This window comes from Bacteroides sp. D55t1_190419_B8, assembly GCF_015558905.1.
Taxonomy (GTDB): domain Bacteria; phylum Bacteroidota; class Bacteroidia; order Bacteroidales; family Bacteroidaceae; genus Bacteroides; species Bacteroides vicugnae.
On sequence record NZ_JADMOU010000015.1, the window covers coordinates 84,027 to 102,785 of the forward strand.

Here is an 18,759-nt window from a genome sequence, read left to right on the forward strand (position 1 = left end):
CTCTTTTCGCTTTTCTCTTTCTGCGAAAGAAAAACAGCACTTCCAATACAACTTCTAAGATTTTGTCAATCATTGTTTTGCATTTTACTGGTTATTATTCACGTTTTTTTCAACCCTTCCGGAAAGTCGTGCACAAACTTCCCGAAAAAGCACATTGTCTATGTTTGGAGAGGGTACATCACTGCAAAGAATTATTAAGCGGCCGGATCCGGAGCTTCTCCGCTACCTCCGCCATCACCGGAGCCGCCATCCCCCTTGCCGGAATCATCGGAACCGCCGCCAGTTCCCCCTGCGGCATTCTTCTTGTCGGTAAGCAATTCAAAAATCATATTATTCTCCCCGCCACGAGTGGTTGCCGTGCTATCATTGGCAAGCCGCAAGGAATTATCGACTTTGAAACGAAGATTGACACGAGTGATGTTTCTCACACTACAATCCTTTTCCGCTTCCACACCGGGACAGGTCAGCGTGGTGTAAAAGATACCCAACCCGTCCACTTTCACTTTATTACCTGCTACCAGGACTTTCTTCATCGCACGGACAAAGGATTTCATAACGTGCGACACATCTTCCACCGAAAGCGAACCAATCGTTTCGATTTCTCGTGCCAATAACTCAATGGAATAGATTTTCGCCTCACCCGACTTGGGTTTGAGGGCGAATACCATCGGCGATTTCTCATCACCAATTCGTTTTCTGCGCTTGTAGCGCACAACTGTGACTGTTGCCATATTTAATGTTGTTTCTACGAAAAGAAGTACATTCTCCCTTTCTGTTAGTGAAACAAAGATACGACAACAGAACAGCGACCGCCGGATTATAACGGACTACACCAGCTTATGCCGGATTAAAACTGATTACACCGAATTATACCGGAATATGTAGGATTATTCCCTAGTTTTCAATAATCCATTCTCCAATAGTTCGCATACTACTGTCGAAATTAACTCCCACTTTAACGACTTTTCGATGATCTGCCTGATAAGGAATCGCATACTGCTTACTATTGATCTGCGCCAATGCTTCTTCAGGAGTACCGTCTACTTTGAATTCGAACACATAGATAGCATCCTGCATCTTTATCACGACATCAGCCCTGCCAACAGCGCTCTTTACTTCTGCATCCACATATTGCCCCATCAGCCGAAACAACAGATAAAAGATGGTCTGATAGTGTTTCTCCTCCTTGTTATTCATATCATTGGGGATAGAGGCGAAAAAAGATTTGATCCGCTCCATACATTGTTCCAGATTGCCGACCCGTAAGTCTTTGATAAACGATACTACATAAAATGTATTCTCGCGAGCAGGCAAATGTACATAAACCGGCATTAATGATTCGATAAAGCCTTTCCGAACTTCTTTGTTAGGATAAGCCAACGTATAGATCTGAAAATCCCGATCATACTCTTTGATAGTGAGATAACCGCTTTGGTAAAGCACCGGAAGCGGGTCTGTAATAACATTAGTGGGTGCATCAAACTGCTCGGCAGTAGCTGAAATGCCATCCAGTTGACGGATATCGAAATCGCTTTGCTGCAAGATGTCTATCAGGAAAGTGGGAGTGCCGGTAGAGAACCAGAAATTCTCATAACTTTTCTGCGCAAATGCATTAAACAAGCTAAACGGATTGTAAATGTCCTCACTATTTTCACTGAAATGATACCCATCATACTGTTGCTTCAAATGTATACAGGCTTCATCATACGTTTCACTGTTCGCCTCGGCCATGCTTCTTATATCTTCTTCCAACTGTGTACGCAATTCATTTTCCGTTATACCGCAAATGGTGCTATAAGCATCTTGCATACTGATGTTCTGAAGATTGTTCAATTCACTTAAGATGCTCATCTGACTAAATTTACTGATACCGGTCAAAAAGAGAAAACGAAGATATTTCCCTTGTGCTTTCAACGGACTGAAAAAGTCGCGCATGATGCCACGTATTTCAGCTTGCAACTCCTCATTGTCATTACTATCCAACATAGGAGAATCATATTCGTCTACAAGTAACACAACCTGACGCCCGCTCTGCTCGTAAGCACGTTTTATAATACCTTTCAGGCGAAGACTGAAAGTGTCTTCGCTCGTGTCGCATCCGTAAATCCGTTCCCATTCCACCAGGCGATTGTTGATAGCAGAGCGCAGCATTCCCGCATTCAGATACTTACTGATACTGAAATCAATATGCAACACGGGATAAACCGTCCAGTCTTTCTCCAGCTGTTCCATCATCAGGCCTTTAAACAGGTCTCTTTTACCGGAGAAATAGGCTTCAAGAGTGGAAACTAACAGACTCTTTCCAAAGCGTCGGGGGCGGCTAAGAAAACAAGCCTTCACCGAATTAGCCAAATGATAAATCAACTCTGTCTTATCAATATACACACAATTATCATTGCATAGCCTCTCGAAACTCTGTATCCCTATCGGATAACGTCTGAATGTTCCTTCCATCTTCTTTCTATGCTTTTAACGTGAAACATAAACAAAGATACAATAAGTTTCAAGAATCGGTATTCTATTATTATCAATTCTTTCATGAATACACCCCAACATCTGCTCTCAAAATTTGCCTATCCCACTAAAAATGAGTAACTTTACTTCAAATACAGTAACCCAAAAGCACAACTATAAATGAAAACAAAAAACAAGATTCTCCCCGAACAAGAAGAAGAAAAAACATTCCAATACCGCACCTATGGGAAAGGCGAACTCGCCCTGTTGTACCTCCCCAATATCCTGCAACAAAGCGCAGTAGACCGATTCAACGAATGGATTGAAGCTGCACCCGGATTAAAAGAACGACTCCTAGCCACCGGCATGAATCCACGTAGCAGATACTACACTCCCGCACAAGTAAGACTCATCGTCGAAGTACTCCAAGAACCTTAAATTAGCTGATAGGTGATAAATGATAGATGGCAGAACTATCATTTATCATCTATCATCTATCATTTATCATCTACCATTTATCACCTAGTAAATCTTTTTCCGGTAGCCAGCAGGAACTGTCGTACACCGTGTTGGAGATACGTTTTTCCACAGGGACGGCGGGATCGTGTGATTCTTGGCAAGGCAGGTAACGCCCGTTCACGGGGTCGTAGATAAAGCTGACTACTCCGCCCGTGCCCAGATGTTTGAATTTCACCTTATCGACATACACACGGGTGACACCCGCATCCTTGTCCCGTTCCACTACGATTCCGTAGTCGGCTTTGTTGTAAAAATCGGCAGAACCGCTGATGTCATACATTTCCACACGGGGAGTCGTGTTCGTTACGAGGTTGCGGTTCATTTTGCGGGGATGGGCAACGACCACCACCAGACAGTTATATTGCGTTGCAAATTCCGAGAATTTATTCAGTAAATTAGAAAGATACTGCGTTTCCGTTTGTCCCGGCAGAGGATTGTGGTCAAGACGGTTGAGCGGGTCGATCACAATGATGCGACATCCCCGGCGGACAACCAGTTCACGAGCTTTGGCAAGCACACGGTCGGGCGTCACATTGCCATTCAAAGCAATGTGAGAAACGTTTTCAGTCAGATATTCCTCCGAACGTATCAAAAGCCCCTCCGTCATGCCACAACCATTCTGGAAACGACGGCCGGTAAGTTTCTCTATCAGTTTTCGGAGATGATAGGCAATAGGGTTATTTTCCGGGCTGAAGAAAGCAATCTTCCATTGATGACGCGCAACACCAATTCATCAATCCATTCGGATTTTCCATCACCGGGCACTCCGGTCACAATGAGGAGACGACGGCGCTCGTAGGTACAAATATTATCCATCTCTTCCCAACCCGTATCAGCACCGGGACCGAAGCCATTGTCGAAAAGAGCACGCAGATCGGCATGCAAATCGGTAGCGGTGAAGATTCCCTCAAGAGGCACTTCTGCCGCTTGTTCGATGGCGATGCGGAGACTTTGGATTCCATATTTACAAAGATGTTCGTTGGCATCCTTGCATTCCGGCCCGTAGGTGACCACCCGGCAACGCTCGGCTCCCAGACGGTTGATGAGCTCGTCACGCAGCTTGAGCCCGGCAGAGTCGGCATCTACGGCGATGATGATTTCTTTCAGGTCCTCGAAGTGAGTTTCCATAAAACGGTCGAGCCAAGAGAGGTTCGAGTTGGCTCCGGCCGGCACGGAGATGACGCTTTTAAATCCGGCGGCGATGGAAGAGGCGGCATCCAGTTCGCCCTCGTGGATGATGCAGGAGGTTTGCCCTACGATGGAATCAATGTTGTAGGGAATCAGTTCGGCCCCTTGCACCATTTTGAAGAGTTTCGGGAGGGCGCGAAATTTGGTGTTTATCAGTTGCTCCCCTTCAAAATAGTTGAAGCAGATGCAACGTTCCTTTTTGCCGGATTGCGGCATGAATTCTTCCTGTTCGGTGATGCGCAGGGCTGCTATGACGGACTGCGGGATGCAACGCGTCTCCACCAACCACCGCTCCGTGTCTTCGGAAAGCGTGGTTTTCGAGGCATCGAACACCGGACGCTGGAAATGCTGTGGAATGGCTGCCGCACGACGTTTGCGGGCTGCCGCACGTTCGGCCTTTTCACGTTCATCATTCTCATCGGGGACGTAGAAGTCGGCCCCACAATGGTAACAGTGGCAATGTCCCGTATCGACGTTGACACGCAGTGAACGGTCGCGCTTGTTCTTCCGGGTAGGAAGACATTTTTTACAAATCGTCTTGAGGACACCGCTCGATTTTCCGCGAATGTCGACATCATAACTGGCAAAATTTCTCATAATTTTCTTTCTTCTTTAAATTGTTTCAAACGGTTGACCGAAAAAGTGCAATAGCACCATTCGGAAATTAATTATCATTACCCCCGGACTTGTCAAGTCCGGGAAGTGGGCTAAACATCGGTGAAGTGCGGGCATCATATCAGTGAAACGTGGGTACAGATGGAACGAGGTGCGGGCACAATGCAAATGAAGTGCGGACTCAATGTCCCCATTTCTTTTTCACATCGTCCCATACTGCCGACGCATCCGGTCGTGGTGGCGCGTCATTCGGAATGGGGTGCCCCAGATAGCTCCGTTGCCCATCGATCCTGTTTTCAAAACGCCCGTCATTCCGGTCGTTTTTCTCTCTGATTCCTGCCACCAATGCTTCCCGCAACACACGGCAACTGGTAGATCCGGCAGCAATATAATTAGAGAAATACCGTCTCACATCTTCCGGGAAAAGTAGTTCGGCAGTCTTGCCATAAAGACGGACATGATCTTTGAACAGCCTGATGATCTGCGGCTGATGATCGATAAAAAGGCGTCCCAGACCGGAGTGTTGGCCTGCCAGTTCCATGTACGACTCGGAGGCAGCAAGTTGGTCGACCAAGTTTTCCCAAGATTCCACGGGCTGCAACGGACGCTGACTCTCTTCATCTATCGGACGAATCCGCATCCCGCCTCCGGTAGTTGCAGGAGTTGACGGACGAATCTCCACCCCGGCATCAACGATAGCAGAAGCCACCGGAGAACTTCCATTTCCACCACCAGCACCAACAGCAGCAACCTGCGGCATCGCACCGGTATTGCTGCTGTTGTTTACAACAGAAGAAATACCCTTGTTCTCTTCTACTCTCTTCTCTTGGGTTTCGTTCGGTTTTTGCCCCTTGCCGGCGGGCGTTTCAGCGCTCCGGGCAGACTTCTTCGGGCGACCTCCTTTTTTGCCGTTTTCAGCATTCAATCTCCACTTTTCTTCAAGCCTTTTCATCACCCTGTCGAGGTAGGGAGAACGAAACGTTTTCCGTTCGTCATCTACCTCGAAAAGATTGAATTCATACAGCACCCGCTTCAGCATTTCCGGATCCACATCATAACGCCGGGCAAACGCCTTTAGCAAAAAGGGCTGACAGGATGATTCATAATTATCTTTTGTCCGGAGATGCAGCAGCAACATCACATAAATCCCGACCGCTTCCGCAGCATCCAATTCCGACATCATAACGGCAATATTATCTTCATTCAATAAATTTACCTCCAAATTAAAATATTGGTCTTTTTTCATTATAACAGCTAAGTATTTAAAATTCAACATAAAAGAATCCGTTTGCAAAGGTGTGGAAACTTTTTTATTCCATCTCTCGCATTTTTGCGAGACAACGTATTCTTTTTTTATCGGATATTTGCAACATATTCAAACATAAAACTATAAAAGAAATGAAAGAACATCGTAATTACACATTAGCTGAGATCAAGGAAATTAAGTTTGTAGAAGAACAGTGTAAAAATAGAATCTTTTTAATAAATGAGCTCCTTAATACATGTCATCTCACCATCGGGGATTTGTGTGTTCATATCGGCATTAACGAATCCACTTTTTACAGGTATAAAAACAGCACAAGTCACATCAGCATGAATAAGTATTTATACGCATGTAACTTCTGCCTACATTACATGGAAGAGCATAAAATCCCTTACACGGAGAAACTTAATGACATGATAAAACAGACTGATATATTTTCTCATCAACAGAATAACGACAAAGTATGAATTTAAGTCCTGAAAAAGATATAAATATCAGATCTTTTATTACCTTTGCAGCACAGCGTAGCTGTTCAAAACCAAAGGAAAAAACATGAATGAGAGTGAAGACACAAGCAATCCATCGGTAAAAGCACTCATTGTCTTTAGAGAAAACGGGGATACGGACAATTTGTTCGTCCCCATTTTGTGCGATGCGATCAGGATGGCTGGCATTGACGTGCGATGTTCTACAAAAGAGTTTTGGGACTCAGATAGGCATTATGACATCATACATTTCCAGTGGCCGGAAGAAGTGGTGGGATGGACATGCAACGATCCCGATATCATCAGGCGTCTGGAAGAGCGAATTAGTTTTTTTCGTTCCGGGGGAGCGCGCTTTGTCTACACACGCCACAATGTCCGTCCGCATTACGCAAACGGAATCATCAGCCGGGCTTATGACATTATCGAATCGCAGAGTGATATCGTTGTACACATGGGACGGTTTAGCCGGGACGAATTTCTCACGAAGTATCCTGACAGCCGGAATGTTGTCATTCCTCATCATATTTACCAATATACCTACAAAGAAGATATCAGCGTAGAGCGTGCACGTCAGTATCTCAACCTCTCGCAAGACGCATTCATCGTCACGGCTTTCGGAAAATTCCGCAACCGTGAAGAAATACGCATGGTGCTCGGAGCTTTCCGTGCCTGGAAAGAGGGGCGCAAGATGCTGCTGGCTCCACGCCTCTACCCCTTTTCGAGACGCAACAGCTATGGCAGGAGTTTCATCAAACGATGGATTTCAAAAGCCGCATACTATCTGCTCATACCGCTGCTCAACCGTATGTATAAACTACAGGCGGGAGCCAACGACGAACTGATAGACAACTGCGATCTGCCCTACTATATGGCTGCTTCAGACGTGATATTCATCCAGCGGAAAGACATACTGAACTCAGGCAATGTCCCCCTCGCCTTCCTCTACCACAAAGTCGTAGTGGGTCCCAAGGTGGGAAACATCGGCGAACTGCTTTCCGAAACCGGTAACCCGACTTTCGATCCCGACGACAAGAAAGACATCCTGCGGGCACTCGAAGAAGCCCGCAGGCTTGCCGCATGGGGACAAGGGGAGGTGAATTACGCATACGGTATGGAAAACATGAGCATCCGCAAAGTGGGACAAGCATACGCACAAACATATAAACAAGCAATCAATGGCTAATAACATTAAAAGTCAATTATTTTCGGGGGTATTTTACACAGCGCTGGCCAAATACAGTGGCGTCGTCATATCCCTTGTTGTGGCGGGAATTCTGGCCCGTCTGCTATCACCGGACGACTTCGGCATCGTAGCTGTTGCCACCGTAATCATCGCCTTCTTCAATCTTCTCACCGACATGGGAGTGTCTCCCGCCATCGTGCAGCACAAATCGCTGACTAAAGAGGATTTGTCGGACATTTTCTCATTTACCATATGGACGGGCATCGGAATCAGCATCCTGTTTTTCGCTTCTTCGTGGATCATCGCCGATTATTACCAAAGCGACACCCTGCGCATCCTGTGCCAACTGCTGTCCGTCAACCTGTTCTTCGCCTCCGCCACCATCGTGCCGGGAGCCATGTTCTACCGGAACAAAGAATTTAAATTCATTGCCATCCGTAGCTTCATCATCCAGATTTCGGCAGGTGCAGCCGCGGTAACCGCCGCCCTCTGCGGAGCGGGATTGTACGCATTGATTATCAATCCAATTGTATCCAGTGTACTGATCTTCGTGATTTCCTTTCAGCGTTACCCGCAACGGCTGCGTTTCACACTCGGACTGACGGTACTCCGGAAGATATTTTCCTACTCCGCCTATCAATTCCTGTTCAACGTCATCAATTATTTCAGCCGCAATCTGGACAAACTGCTGATTGGTAAATATATGAGTATGTCCGATCTGGGATATTACGAAAAATCTTACCGTTTGATGATGCTGCCTTTGCAGAATATCACACAGGTAATCACTCCGGTGATGCACCCTATTTTCAGCGATTTCCAGAATAACAAGGGAAAACTGTTGAGTTCCTACGAACGTATCGTCCGTTTCCTTGCCTTTATCGGCCTGCCGCTTAGTGTGCTGCTTTTCTTCACGGCAGAGGAAGTGACGCTTATTATTTTCGGCGATCAGTGGATGCCGTCCGTACCCGTATTCCGGATACTGTCGCTCTCCGTAGGGATTCAGATTATACTCTCTTCGTCCGGCTCCATCTTTCAGGCGGCAGGCGACACACGGAGTTTGTTTGTGTGCGGAGTGTTTTCATCCGCTTTCAACGTGGCGGGCATCTTGCTCGGCATCTTCCATTTCGGAACCCTGACGGCAGTGGCCAGTTGCATTGTGGTGACATTCACCATCAACTTCATACAGTGTTATTGGCAGATGTACCGGGTGACCTTCCGGCAAAGTGCCTGGCCGTTCATCCGTCAGCTTATTTCTCCGTTGGTGATTAGCATTTTGATAGCATCAGCCCTCCTTCCAATGCAGTATGCGCTGGAAGGGATGAACATTTTTGTGACAATTATTGCTAAAGGTATCGTTAGTTTTATTATCTTTGGCATTTATATACAGATGACGCATGAGTATGACATTATCGGTAAAGTGCGGTCGTTAAGAAAAAAAAGTCTATAGCTATGAATATACGCGACATTTTCATAACGCTACGTTATAAAATAAAATATGGTAGCACTGTGGAATGGTACAATTTTTGGTACATCGTCTTGCGGAAAAAGAAAAAAATCACACCGCAAGTAGCTTCCATTGACGAAACGATACGCAAAATCATCGACGACCGTTGCTCTGTCAGCCGTTTTGGCGACGGTGAAGTGTTGCTCACCAGTCCGGAAAAGGAAATCCGTTTCCAGAAAGGTGATCCGTTATTGGCTAAAAGACTGACCGAAGTGCTGCAAAGTCACGAAGAAGGACATATTGTCTGCATCTCCGACGCATTCCGCGATTTGTATCGCTACAATCGCAAAAGTCGCCGGTTCTGGAGAACTCATTTTTATCTGTACGGTTCGTGGTGGGACCGTTTGCTGGTAGCGGGACGAAAATATTATAATACATTCGTCACCCGTCCGTATATGGATTTCGCCCGCAAAGAAGATTCCGCCCGATGGTTTCACGACATGAAAGGCATTTGGGACAACCGGAACATCGTCTTCATCGAAGGGGAGAAAAGCCGGCTCGGAGTGGGCAACGATCTTTTCGATAATGCCCGGAGCATCCGGCGTATTCTTTGTCCGCCCAGAAATGCATTCGAACGTCTGGAAGACATCAAGCGGGAGGCCTGCAAAGTGGAAAAAGAAGCCTTGTTTCTGATTGCCCTCGGCCCCGCAGCCACTGTGTTGGCCTACGATTTGTTTAAAGCCGGCTATCAGGCCATCGACGTTGGTCATGTGGACGTAGAGTATGAATGGTGGCGGATGGGAGCCCATAAAAAAGTGAAACTGGAACGAAAATATGTCAACGAAACTGCCATTGGCAGCGAAGTGGCGGATGCCGGAGAAGAATACCGGAAACAAATCATCGCCCAAATCGTTTGAGAAAGAAAAAAACAGAATAAACAATTATTGAATACTGAAAAAAAGAATGAAAGCTCTTTTCCTTATATTTCACGGCTTCAATGAGGCCAATGGAATTAGTAAGAAGATACGTTATCAGGTGAAAGCCCTCAAAGATTGTGGAGTGGATGTTCGCTTGTGTCATTATGATGTGACCTCTTATGGCGAACGGCGTTGGATGGTGGATGACGAAGTGATCGCCGATTTCGGCACGGGCTTTGCCGCAAAGATTTGGAAACGTGTCTACTACTCTCCTATTGTCGACTATGCACGCCGCGAAGGAATCGACTTTGTATATATGCGCTCTTTTCATAATGCCAGTCCGTTCACCCTCCGACTGGTGAAGTCGTTGAAACGTACAGGCGCAAAAGTGGTGATGGAAATTCCTACTTATCCTTACGATCAGGAGTACGTCACCCGTTCCATGAAATTTCATCTGGCCATCGACCGCTGTTTCCGTCACAAGCTCGCAAAGGCTCTGGACGGTATTGTCACTTTCTCCAATGCGGAAGAAATATTTGGCGGAAACACCATACGCATCTCCAACGGAATTGATTTTGAAGCGATTCCGATGAAGAAACAGCAGAATGACACTTCGAAAGAGTTGCACTTGATCGGAGTGGCGGAAGTGCACTACTGGCACGGCTTCGACCGCCTTGTGCGCGGATTGGCAGATTATTACCGCAGCAATCCGGAATATAAAGTATATTTCCATATTGTAGGCCCGCTGTCCGGCGAACGGGAACGGGCGGGGATCTTGCCTGTTGTCCGTGACAACCATCTCGAACCGTATGTTCTTCTGCACGGTCCTTTGCATGGCGACGAACTGGATGCGATGTTCGAAAAAGCAGATTTTGCCATTGGCAGCCTGGGACGTCACCGCAGCGGAATTACGTATATCAAAACGTTGAAAAACCGTGAGTATGCCGCACGCGGATTCGCGTTCACTTACTCGGAAATCGACGAGGACTTCGACCACATGCCGTATGTATGGAAAGTGGCGCCCGACGAATCTCCGGTGGATATTCAGGGACTGATCGACTTCCGGAAGACCCTGAAAATAACGTCTGGCGAGATACGCGAATCGGTCTGCCCGCTATCATGGAAGGCGCAGATGCAGAAAGTGATCGATGCCATAAAAACCAAAGATAAATAAAACAAAACACAATTAATAACAAACAATATTCTGATAAACATGAAAATAGCCTACTGCATCCCCGCCCTCTACTACCCTAGCGGTATGGAACGGGTATTAACACTGAAAGCTAATTATTTTGCCGAAGTATTTGGTTATGAAATACATATCATCCTTACGGACGGAAAGGGCAGGAAACCGTACTATGAACTGCATCCGTCCATCATTATTCATCAACTCGATATTGATTATGATGAATTAAACGGAATGTCATTCTATAAGAAGCTGCCTAAATATATTGCTAAACAAGGATGTTTTAAAAAGAAACTCAACGAATGTCTGCACCAGATTCGTCCGGACATTACTATCTCTCTGCTCCGCCGTGACATCAATTTCATCAACCGTATGACGGATGGTAGCGCGAAACTGGGTGAAATACACTTTAACAAATCTAATTACCGAGATTTCAGCAATAATCGCCTGCCCGCATTCTTACGGACAATCGTAAGCAATTATTGGAGAGCTCAATTATATCGGCAACTTCGCCAGTTAAAACGTTTCATCGTATTGAGCCACGAGGATGCCCGGGAATGGACAGAACTGGATAATGTTGAAGTGATTCATAACCCTCTTCCTTTTTTTCCCGATCAAATGTCTGACGATAGTCATAAGCAGGTTATAGCAGTAGGACGATATGTTCCACAGAAAGGATTCGACCGCCTGATACCAGCCTGGCAACTTGTTGCCCAAAAACATCCGGACTGGATATTACGTATCTACGGAGACGGTATGCGTGAGCAACTGCAACAGCAGATTGACTTTTTAGGAATTACTGCCAGTTGTATATTGGAACCTACAGTTTCCAATATTGTTGACAAGTACTGTGAAAGTTCAATTTTTGCCCTTTCATCACGTTTCGAAGGGTTTGGAATGGTTATTATAGAAGCAATGGCATGTGGTGTACCGCCCGTATCATTCACCTGCCCCTGTGGTCCGCGGGATATTATCAGCGACGGAAAAGACGGGCTGCTGGTAGAAGATGGGAATATCAAACAGTTGGCAGAGAAAATATCTTATTTAATAGAAAATGAAGATATACGCAAGAAAATGGGACAGCAGGCGCGTATGGACGTCCAGCGTTTCCGGATAGAAAATATTGCCGAACAATGGAAACAACTATTTGAAAGTCTGATTATCCCGGTTAATGAAAACAAATAAAGTATTCAATATCTATGGAGTGGTATTCTAAGTATTTACAGGTATATGAGAAACCTTTTGCGGAAGCTCCGCAAGCCGTTATCGAGGAAGTACGCCGCAATCTGGCCGGATTGCAGAGTAACGAACCGCTTGTCACTGTATCGCTCATCGGATACAATGAGGAAAAACATCTGCTCGCCTGTCTCTGGTCGTTGAGCGAGATGCAATGTAAATATCCTGTAGAAATCATTGGTGTGGACAACGAATCGAAGGATCGCACAGCGGAGATTTACGAGGCTTGCGGTGTGCCCTATTTCACGGAAACGCAACATAGTTGTGGTTTTGCCCGTCTTTGCGGACTGAACCATGCCCGTGGAAAATATCATATCAATATTGATTCTGACACGATGTATCCGGCAAAGTATGTGGAAACAATGGTGGATGCACTCGAAAAGCCGGGTGTAGTGGCTGTCAGCTCGCTTTGGAGTTATATTCCCGACAAGGATCATTCTTGGATGGGGCTGAAAATCTATGAGGCTGCACGCGACTTGCATTTATGGTTGCAGTCTTTCAAGCGTCCGGAGCTTAGTGTGCGAGGATTGGTATTTGCTTACCGGACGGAGTATGCGAGGAAAACGGGAATCCGTACGGATATTATCCGCGGCGAAGACGGGTATCTGGCTTTGCAGCTCAAGCAATTTGGAAAGATTGCATTTGTACGGAAAAGATGTGCGCGTGCTGTGACGGGGTATGGGACGGTAGGAGCCGACGGAACTCTGTTCAATAGTTTCAAGGTACGTGTCGTCAGCAGATTGAAAGGAATCGGAGGACTTTTTACCAAGAAAAAGGAATATAAGGATGAGGAGAGTAATCTCGTAAAAAAGAAGTAAGAAAGGAAAGCCTATGTGCAAGAATCTCAATATCGGTATCGTTTTATTTTTAATTCTTAGCCTGATTATGTCGGGCTGTGTACGCAAATTGAATCTATATCAAGGAGATAAAGATGGGGATGAAAATAAGGATAATGGAAAGAGGCGGGATGTTATCTGCGAAACGGAATTCATATACCCTTTCGGTAATGAAACAACCGATAAAGAAATAGAAATAACCATTCATTTGAAAGCAGACAGACAGGTAGGATATCTGTATACGGAAATACCAACATTGAAATATAACAAAGATTGGCTGTTTCTTATGACACAGGACGACTGTATGCATTCAGCCTTTTCGTATACATGGGCTGCCATTCATGGGAAACCCTTATCTTATATTTACTACTGTGATCTGGCTCATCTGCAAAACGGTGATTTGCCTCCTGATTATTATTCATTGGGAAAAACATTAGCTACCACCAATGGTACCGGACAGGAAGTGCGCTTCTCTTTTGGAACTACCGTGGCTGCCGATGATGATTTAATGAACACAAAAACATGGGTACAAAATGGATATACAAGAGATTATTTTCGCTTTTATAAAAAAACAATGTTAGTATGGGGCAACTTGCAGGAAATGATGAACTACGGAGTAAGTATTGCTTTCCATGACTTGAATCTACCTGACGAAGATAAAACAGAAGATAAGTTACTGGCACAATTTCCTGTTGCTCAAAGCATGATACGTGAGAAACTGAATAATCGAATTTGTAAAATGCTGGCAGAACCTAATGGAGACAAAAATTATATCAAAGCGGCTTTGAGATATGATAAAATCAGAACACTGTGTGCACAAAGTGGAGCAACAAAACTCTATCCATTTCAGGAGAAAAGAGATATTGAACAAGTAGTGATCGAAAGAGCTTTCTATGACCCACCCCAGGGTAGCGGGCTAACAAATCCGGATATGATTAAGGCGGCTATTCTCAAGGAACTGGAGCTCCCGAAAGAAGACCGGGCAGCTATCTCTATAGGTGCTCATAATACAGATACCGGCTGGGTGGACTTCCTGAAATGGCTCAACGATATATACGGACGGGATGGTGACGACTCAATGTGGTTTACCAACCAAGAGGAATATTATGAGTATTATTATTACCGCCTACACAGCAAACCGGAAATCCAACAAACAGATACGCACACGTGGAAACTGACGCTAAATCTGAATGGGGAGGATTCCGCTCCTTTCTATTATCCTTCTGTGACTGTAAATATTCTGGGACTTAAAATGGAGGACATTGAAAGCATAGAATCAAATGAAGATGTTACAGGACTCTCTTATGGTGACCATAAAGATATTTTTATGCTAAACATCGACTGCCGGAAATACCTGGCGGAACACGCCGAGAATTTCGTGAAACGATATGAAGCGAATCCGACAGATGCTTCTGCCAAAGCGGACGCCAACTACTTTGTGAATATGCTGAAAGAATCGGATAAAAAGACGGAGTTGAAGAAACGAGCCGAATAAGATGAAATAAGAGGCTAATGAGAGCTGAATGTAAACGATACAAGAAAAATAAATAAATATAGCTATGAACGAAACCATTTCCCTTTGTCTTGAAATTATTTTCTGGCTTGCCCTGTTCGTTGTGTTCTACACCTATTTGGGCTACGGAATTGTGCTTTATATTCTTGTCAAGTTGAAAGAGCTTTTCGTGAAGCCTGTGAAGCGTTCGTTGCCGACATCGGACGCAGATCTGCCGGAAGTTACCCTCTTCATTACGGCATTCAACGAAGAAGATGTAGTGGACGAAAAGATGGAAAACAGTCTTGAGCTGGATTATCCTGCGGACAAGCTGCACATCGTATGGGTGACGGACGGAAGCGATGACGGTACGAACGAACGACTGCAGACCCGTTGGCAGGGAAAAGCGACCGTATATTTCCAACCGCTCCGGCAAGGTAAGACGGCTGCAATGACACGTGGAATGACGTTAGTGGACACTCCGCTCGTTGTCTTTACGGATGCCAACACGATGGTGAACCGGGAGGCCATACGGGAAATCGTGCTTGCTTTTCAGGATCCGAAAGTGGGCTGCGTGGCTGGTGAAAAACGGATTGCCGTGCAAACCAAAGACGGGGCGGCTGCCGGTGGTGAAGGTATTTACTGGAAATATGAATCAACCCTGAAAGCACTTGATGCACGACTCTACTCTGCCGTAGGAGCAGCAGGCGAACTGTTTGCCGTGCGTAACGAGCTATTCGAAGCGATGGAGCCGGATACGTTGCTCGACGATTTTATTCTTTCACTCCGGATCACAATGAAAGGTTACACCATCGCTTATTGTACGAATGCTTATGCCATCGAAAGTGGTTCGGCAGATATGCGAGAAGAAGAAAAACGGAAAGTGCGCATTGCTGCGGGAGGATTGCAGTCTATCTGGCGGCTTCGTCCGTTGCTGAATCCTTTCCGTTACGGAATACTTAGCTTTCAATATACGTCGCACCGGGTATTGCGATGGTCTATTACTCCGTTCCTGTTGTTTGCCCTCCTCCCACTGAATATTGCGATTCTGCTGTTAGGCGGTTCCACGATCTTTTACGGAGTGCTGCTTGCCATGCAGGTTCTTTTTTACGGGTTAGGATATGGGGGATATTACCTATCTACGAAACAGATAAAAAACAAGTTGCTCTTTATCCCCTACTACTTTTTATTCATGAATATCAATGTGCTGAAAGGCATTCGCTATCTCAAGAAGAAAAAAGGAAGCGGAGCTTGGGAGAAGGCGAGGCGTGCCGAAAAGTAAGAACAAATAAAAAAACAGACATGGACAGAATATTACATGATGCGAATAACGCACAAAGAATATTGAAACTGACGGCAGATACAATGCTATTGGTTGACAGGCATGGCGTCTGCGTAGACATTGAGCCTCATTGTGATCTATGGTTTCTGCAAGAGGATATACTTTTAGGAAAAAATGTATTTGAGCTTTTACCGGAATATACAAGAGAGAGGGTGATACCCATCTTTCAGATTGTACTCGAAGAGCAGCGAAGCATCAGCAAGAACTTCAAGCTGGTACTGAATGACGAAATTTTCTACTTCAAATGTCTCATGTTTCCGTATGACGGCATGGTGCTTTGCCAATATCGTGACATCACGCAAAGAAGTAACGTGAAACGTCAGTTGGAGCAGGCGAATCTTACTCTAAGGGCCATCCAGAAGGTTGCCCAGATAGGACAATGGACATATAATACGAATCAGAACGTTTTCCATTATTTGGGTTATACAGGCGTTTTGTGTGAGGAAAGTGTGCAGAATCTCGCCATTGAAAAATATGTGGAGCTGATTGTAGAAGAAGACCGTCAGAGTTTCAGGGAATGGTGTCGCATGAACGGGAAGGAACTCAACATGGAGAGCATCAGCTATCGCGTGCGTCTGAACGGGGAAATCTTCTATATGCGTATCCAGACTTATCTGCGTGAAGAGTGCTCCGACGGTAGTTTCAACATCGAAGGGTATATTCAGAACATCACGGACATACAGCATCGCCGAAATGACATCAACACGCTGACGCACGCTATCAACAATGCCAAAGAAAGTATCTTTGCCGCCAAGCCCGATGGCACGATCATCTTCGCCAACCGTCGTTTCCTGCACAATCATGGTATTCCCGAAAGTGAGGATATCAGTCAGTTGAAAATCTACAACATCGCCGCAGATATGCCTACGCAAGAGGCTTGGGACAAACGCTGCAAAGATGTCATACATGGTGGCAGCAGTAACTTTATGGCTCACCATCCGTCGAAAATCAATAGAGAGATATTGGCTTACGAATGTACAATGTACAACGTTACCAATGATTCCGGTGAAGAGAGTTACTGGTCGTTTGCCCATGATATTTCCGAACGGATCCGGTATGAGGCCCAAATCAAACGGCTGAACCAAATCATGGATACGACGATCAACAATCTCCCCGCGGGGATTGTTGTAAAGGAGATCAATAATGATTTCCGGTACATTTACCGGAATCGGGAGGCTTACAACCGTGATCTTTACAAGAACGATCCTGTCGGCAAGAATGACTTCGATTTCTATCCGCCTATCGTGGCCGAGAAGAAGAGACAGGAGGATATTCAAGTGGCCACCAGCGGAAAAGGTATGCACTGGACGGTGGAAGGAAAGGACCGGAACGGAAACCTGATTATCCTCGACAAGCGGAAGATCCGGGTGGACGGAGACGAATTGTCTTCGCCTATGATCGTCAGTATCGAATGGGATGTCACGGAACTGGAAATGATGAAGCGGGAGCTACTGTCTTCGAAGGAAAAAGCGGAAATGTCTGATAGTTTGAAATCGGCTTTCCTTGCCAATATGAGTCATGAGATACGTACTCCGCTGAATGCTATTGTGGGGTTCTCGCATCTCATTGCCGAAAGTGATGATGCGGAAGAACGAAAGACGTACTACAACATCGTAAACGCGAACAACGAGCGTCTTTTGCAACTCATCAACGAGATTCTCGATCTCTCGAAGATTGAATCGGGGACTATTGAGTTTTCTTTCGGACCTGCCAGTCTACATAATCTCTGCCGGGAAGTGCACGATGCGCATATATTCCGTACTCCGCAGGGAGTGAGTCTTGTCTATGAGCCTTCGGACGAGAGTCTGGTGATTGAAACGGACAAGAACCGGGTGTTCCAGGTGATTTCGAATCTGATTGGGAATGCTGTTAAGTTTACGAAAGAAGGAAGTATCTGTTATGGTTACAAGCTGGTGGATAACCAGATTGTTTTCCACGTAACGGATACAGGAACGGGAATTGAACCGGAGAAAGTGGGACGTGTGTTCGAACGTTTTGCCAAGCTGAACAATCATGCACAGGGCACTGGATTGGGATTATCTATCTGTAAATCTATCGTTGAGCGTCTCGGGGGCAAGATTTCCGTCAGCTCCGAATTTGGTAAGGGAACGACGTTTACATTTACTTTGCCGTATACGGTTGCAGAATCTGTGAGCGTAGATTCGGAGAAAAAGAATGGTGATGAGACGAGCGGAGGTATGAGCAGTGCTGTAAATACACGGCATGCCTGTATTTTGGTTGCCGAAGATACGGACAGTAACTTTGATTTATTGGAGGCTATCTTAGGTAAGGAGCACCGGATTATACGTGCACATGACGGAATGGAGGTTGTCACGATGTTCGATGAGGTGAAACCCGATCTTATCCTGATGGATATCAAGATGCCGAATTTGGATGGATTGGAGGCTACGAAGATCATTCGGGAGCTGTCTGCCACTGTGCCTATCATTGCTCAAAGTGCCTTTGCCTATGAGCAGGACCGGAAAGCGGCGAAGGAGGCCGGATGCAACGATTTTATAGCTAAACCGATAGCGGATGATAAGCTGAAAGCTATGATTCATAAATGGCTGTCGCCTCCGTAAAAGGGCACATATTGTA

The 18,759-nt window shown here is 45.7% G+C and carries 13 protein-coding genes and 1 pseudogene; 10 read left to right on the forward strand and 4 right to left on the reverse strand.

Annotated elements, in window-relative coordinates; translation table 11 throughout:
• Window positions 1–194: 194 nt before the first annotated feature.
• Both I2I13_RS14255 and I2I13_RS14260 read right to left on the reverse strand, forming a co-directional pair.
• A complete protein-coding gene (locus tag I2I13_RS14255; protein WP_195649753.1) occupies window positions 195–731 on the reverse strand; it encodes a DNA-binding protein in 537 nt (178 codons plus the stop codon).
• Window positions 732–894: 163 nt separating this feature from the next.
• The gene (locus I2I13_RS14260; RefSeq protein WP_195649754.1) at window positions 895–2,454 is read right to left on the reverse strand and encodes an ATP-binding protein; all 1,560 of its coding nucleotides are present in this window, start codon (window positions 2,452–2,454) and stop codon (window positions 895–897) included.
• A 180-nt stretch (window positions 2,455–2,634) separates the two neighbouring features.
• On the opposite strand from I2I13_RS14260, the gene I2I13_RS14265 reads away from it, so the two are divergent.
• Window positions 2,635–2,892, forward strand: a complete 258-nt coding sequence (locus tag I2I13_RS14265) for a DUF4248 domain-containing protein (RefSeq protein ID WP_004311607.1) — start codon at window positions 2,635–2,637, stop codon at window positions 2,890–2,892.
• A gap of 70 nt (window positions 2,893–2,962) precedes the next feature.
• Here the strand turns inward: I2I13_RS14265 and I2I13_RS14270 are convergent.
• Together I2I13_RS14270 and I2I13_RS14275 are read right to left on the reverse strand one after the other, a co-directional pair.
• Window positions 2,963–4,758: pseudogene (locus I2I13_RS14270) on the reverse strand (bifunctional DNA primase/helicase).
• Window positions 4,759–4,957: 199 nt separating this feature from the next.
• Window positions 4,958–6,022 (reverse strand): Lin1244/Lin1753 domain-containing protein, encoded by a 1,065-nt coding sequence (locus I2I13_RS14275; protein WP_195649755.1) that lies wholly within the window; start codon window positions 6,020–6,022, stop codon window positions 4,958–4,960.
• A 570-nt stretch (window positions 6,023–6,592) separates the two neighbouring features.
• Here I2I13_RS14275 and I2I13_RS14280 point away from each other — a divergent pair.
• From I2I13_RS14280 to I2I13_RS14320, 9 genes are all read left to right on the forward strand, one after another.
• Window positions 6,593–7,708, forward strand: a complete 1,116-nt coding sequence (locus I2I13_RS14280; RefSeq protein ID WP_195649756.1) for a glycosyltransferase family 1 protein — start codon at window positions 6,593–6,595, stop codon at window positions 7,706–7,708.
• Window positions 7,701–9,155: a lipopolysaccharide biosynthesis protein gene (locus I2I13_RS14285; RefSeq protein ID WP_195649757.1), complete on the forward strand. Its 1,455-nt coding sequence runs from the start codon at window positions 7,701–7,703 to the stop codon at window positions 9,153–9,155. Before I2I13_RS14280 ends, I2I13_RS14285 begins: the two co-directional genes overlap by 8 nt.
• Window positions 9,156–9,157: 2 nt before the next feature.
• On the forward strand, window positions 9,158–10,069 hold the full coding sequence (locus I2I13_RS14290; protein WP_195649758.1) for an SP_1767 family glycosyltransferase: 912 nt from the start codon (window positions 9,158–9,160) through the stop codon (window positions 10,067–10,069).
• A 46-nt stretch (window positions 10,070–10,115) separates the two neighbouring features.
• The gene (locus I2I13_RS14295; protein ID WP_195649759.1) at window positions 10,116–11,243 is read left to right on the forward strand and encodes a glycosyltransferase family 1 protein; all 1,128 of its coding nucleotides are present in this window, start codon (window positions 10,116–10,118) and stop codon (window positions 11,241–11,243) included.
• 39 nt (window positions 11,244–11,282) lie between these two features.
• Window positions 11,283–12,440, forward strand: coding sequence for a glycosyltransferase family 4 protein (locus tag I2I13_RS14300; protein ID WP_195649760.1), 1,158 nt, complete (start codon window positions 11,283–11,285; stop codon window positions 12,438–12,440).
• Window positions 12,441–12,454: 14 nt separating this feature from the next.
• On the forward strand, window positions 12,455–13,309 hold the full coding sequence (locus tag I2I13_RS14305; protein ID WP_195649761.1) for a glycosyltransferase family A protein: 855 nt from the start codon (window positions 12,455–12,457) through the stop codon (window positions 13,307–13,309).
• A 13-nt stretch (window positions 13,310–13,322) separates the two neighbouring features.
• A complete protein-coding gene (locus tag I2I13_RS14310; RefSeq protein WP_195649762.1) occupies window positions 13,323–14,822 on the forward strand; it encodes a hypothetical protein in 1,500 nt (499 codons plus the stop codon).
• A 64-nt stretch (window positions 14,823–14,886) separates the two neighbouring features.
• Complete coding sequence (locus tag I2I13_RS14315) at window positions 14,887–16,101, forward strand: glycosyltransferase family 2 protein (RefSeq protein WP_195649763.1); 1,215 nt, start codon at window positions 14,887–14,889, stop codon at window positions 16,099–16,101.
• A 20-nt stretch (window positions 16,102–16,121) separates the two neighbouring features.
• On the forward strand, window positions 16,122–18,743 hold the full coding sequence (locus I2I13_RS14320) for an ATP-binding protein (RefSeq protein ID WP_195649764.1): 2,622 nt from the start codon (window positions 16,122–16,124) through the stop codon (window positions 18,741–18,743).
• The last annotated feature ends 16 nt before the right edge of the window (window positions 18,744–18,759 follow it).

What these genes read in the sequence shown, in the direction of transcription:
- I2I13_RS14275 (WP_195649755.1), bottom strand. Translation starts at nt 6,022, where the DNA reads ATGAAAAAAGACCAATATTTTAATTTGGAGGTAAATTTATTGAATGAA.
- I2I13_RS14295 (WP_195649759.1), top strand. Translation starts at nt 10,116, where the DNA reads ATGAAAGCTCTTTTCCTTATATTTCACGGCTTCAATGAGGCCAATGGA.
- I2I13_RS14265 (WP_004311607.1), top strand. Translation starts at nt 2,635, where the DNA reads ATGAAAACAAAAAACAAGATTCTCCCCGAACAAGAAGAAGAAAAAACA.
- I2I13_RS14320 (WP_195649764.1), top strand. Translation starts at nt 16,122, where the DNA reads ATGGACAGAATATTACATGATGCGAATAACGCACAAAGAATATTGAAA.
- I2I13_RS14255 (WP_195649753.1), bottom strand. Translation starts at nt 731, where the DNA reads ATGGCAACAGTCACAGTTGTGCGCTACAAGCGCAGAAAACGAATTGGT.
- I2I13_RS14285 (WP_195649757.1), top strand. Translation starts at nt 7,701, where the DNA reads ATGGCTAATAACATTAAAAGTCAATTATTTTCGGGGGTATTTTACACA.
- I2I13_RS14290 (WP_195649758.1), top strand. Translation starts at nt 9,158, where the DNA reads ATGAATATACGCGACATTTTCATAACGCTACGTTATAAAATAAAATAT.
- I2I13_RS14280 (WP_195649756.1), top strand. Translation starts at nt 6,593, where the DNA reads ATGAATGAGAGTGAAGACACAAGCAATCCATCGGTAAAAGCACTCATT.
- I2I13_RS14305 (WP_195649761.1), top strand. Translation starts at nt 12,455, where the DNA reads ATGGAGTGGTATTCTAAGTATTTACAGGTATATGAGAAACCTTTTGCG.
- I2I13_RS14260 (WP_195649754.1), bottom strand. Translation starts at nt 2,454, where the DNA reads ATGGAAGGAACATTCAGACGTTATCCGATAGGGATACAGAGTTTCGAG.
- I2I13_RS14315 (WP_195649763.1), top strand. Translation starts at nt 14,887, where the DNA reads ATGAACGAAACCATTTCCCTTTGTCTTGAAATTATTTTCTGGCTTGCC.
- I2I13_RS14310 (WP_195649762.1), top strand. Translation starts at nt 13,323, where the DNA reads ATGTGCAAGAATCTCAATATCGGTATCGTTTTATTTTTAATTCTTAGC.
- I2I13_RS14300 (WP_195649760.1), top strand. Translation starts at nt 11,283, where the DNA reads ATGAAAATAGCCTACTGCATCCCCGCCCTCTACTACCCTAGCGGTATG.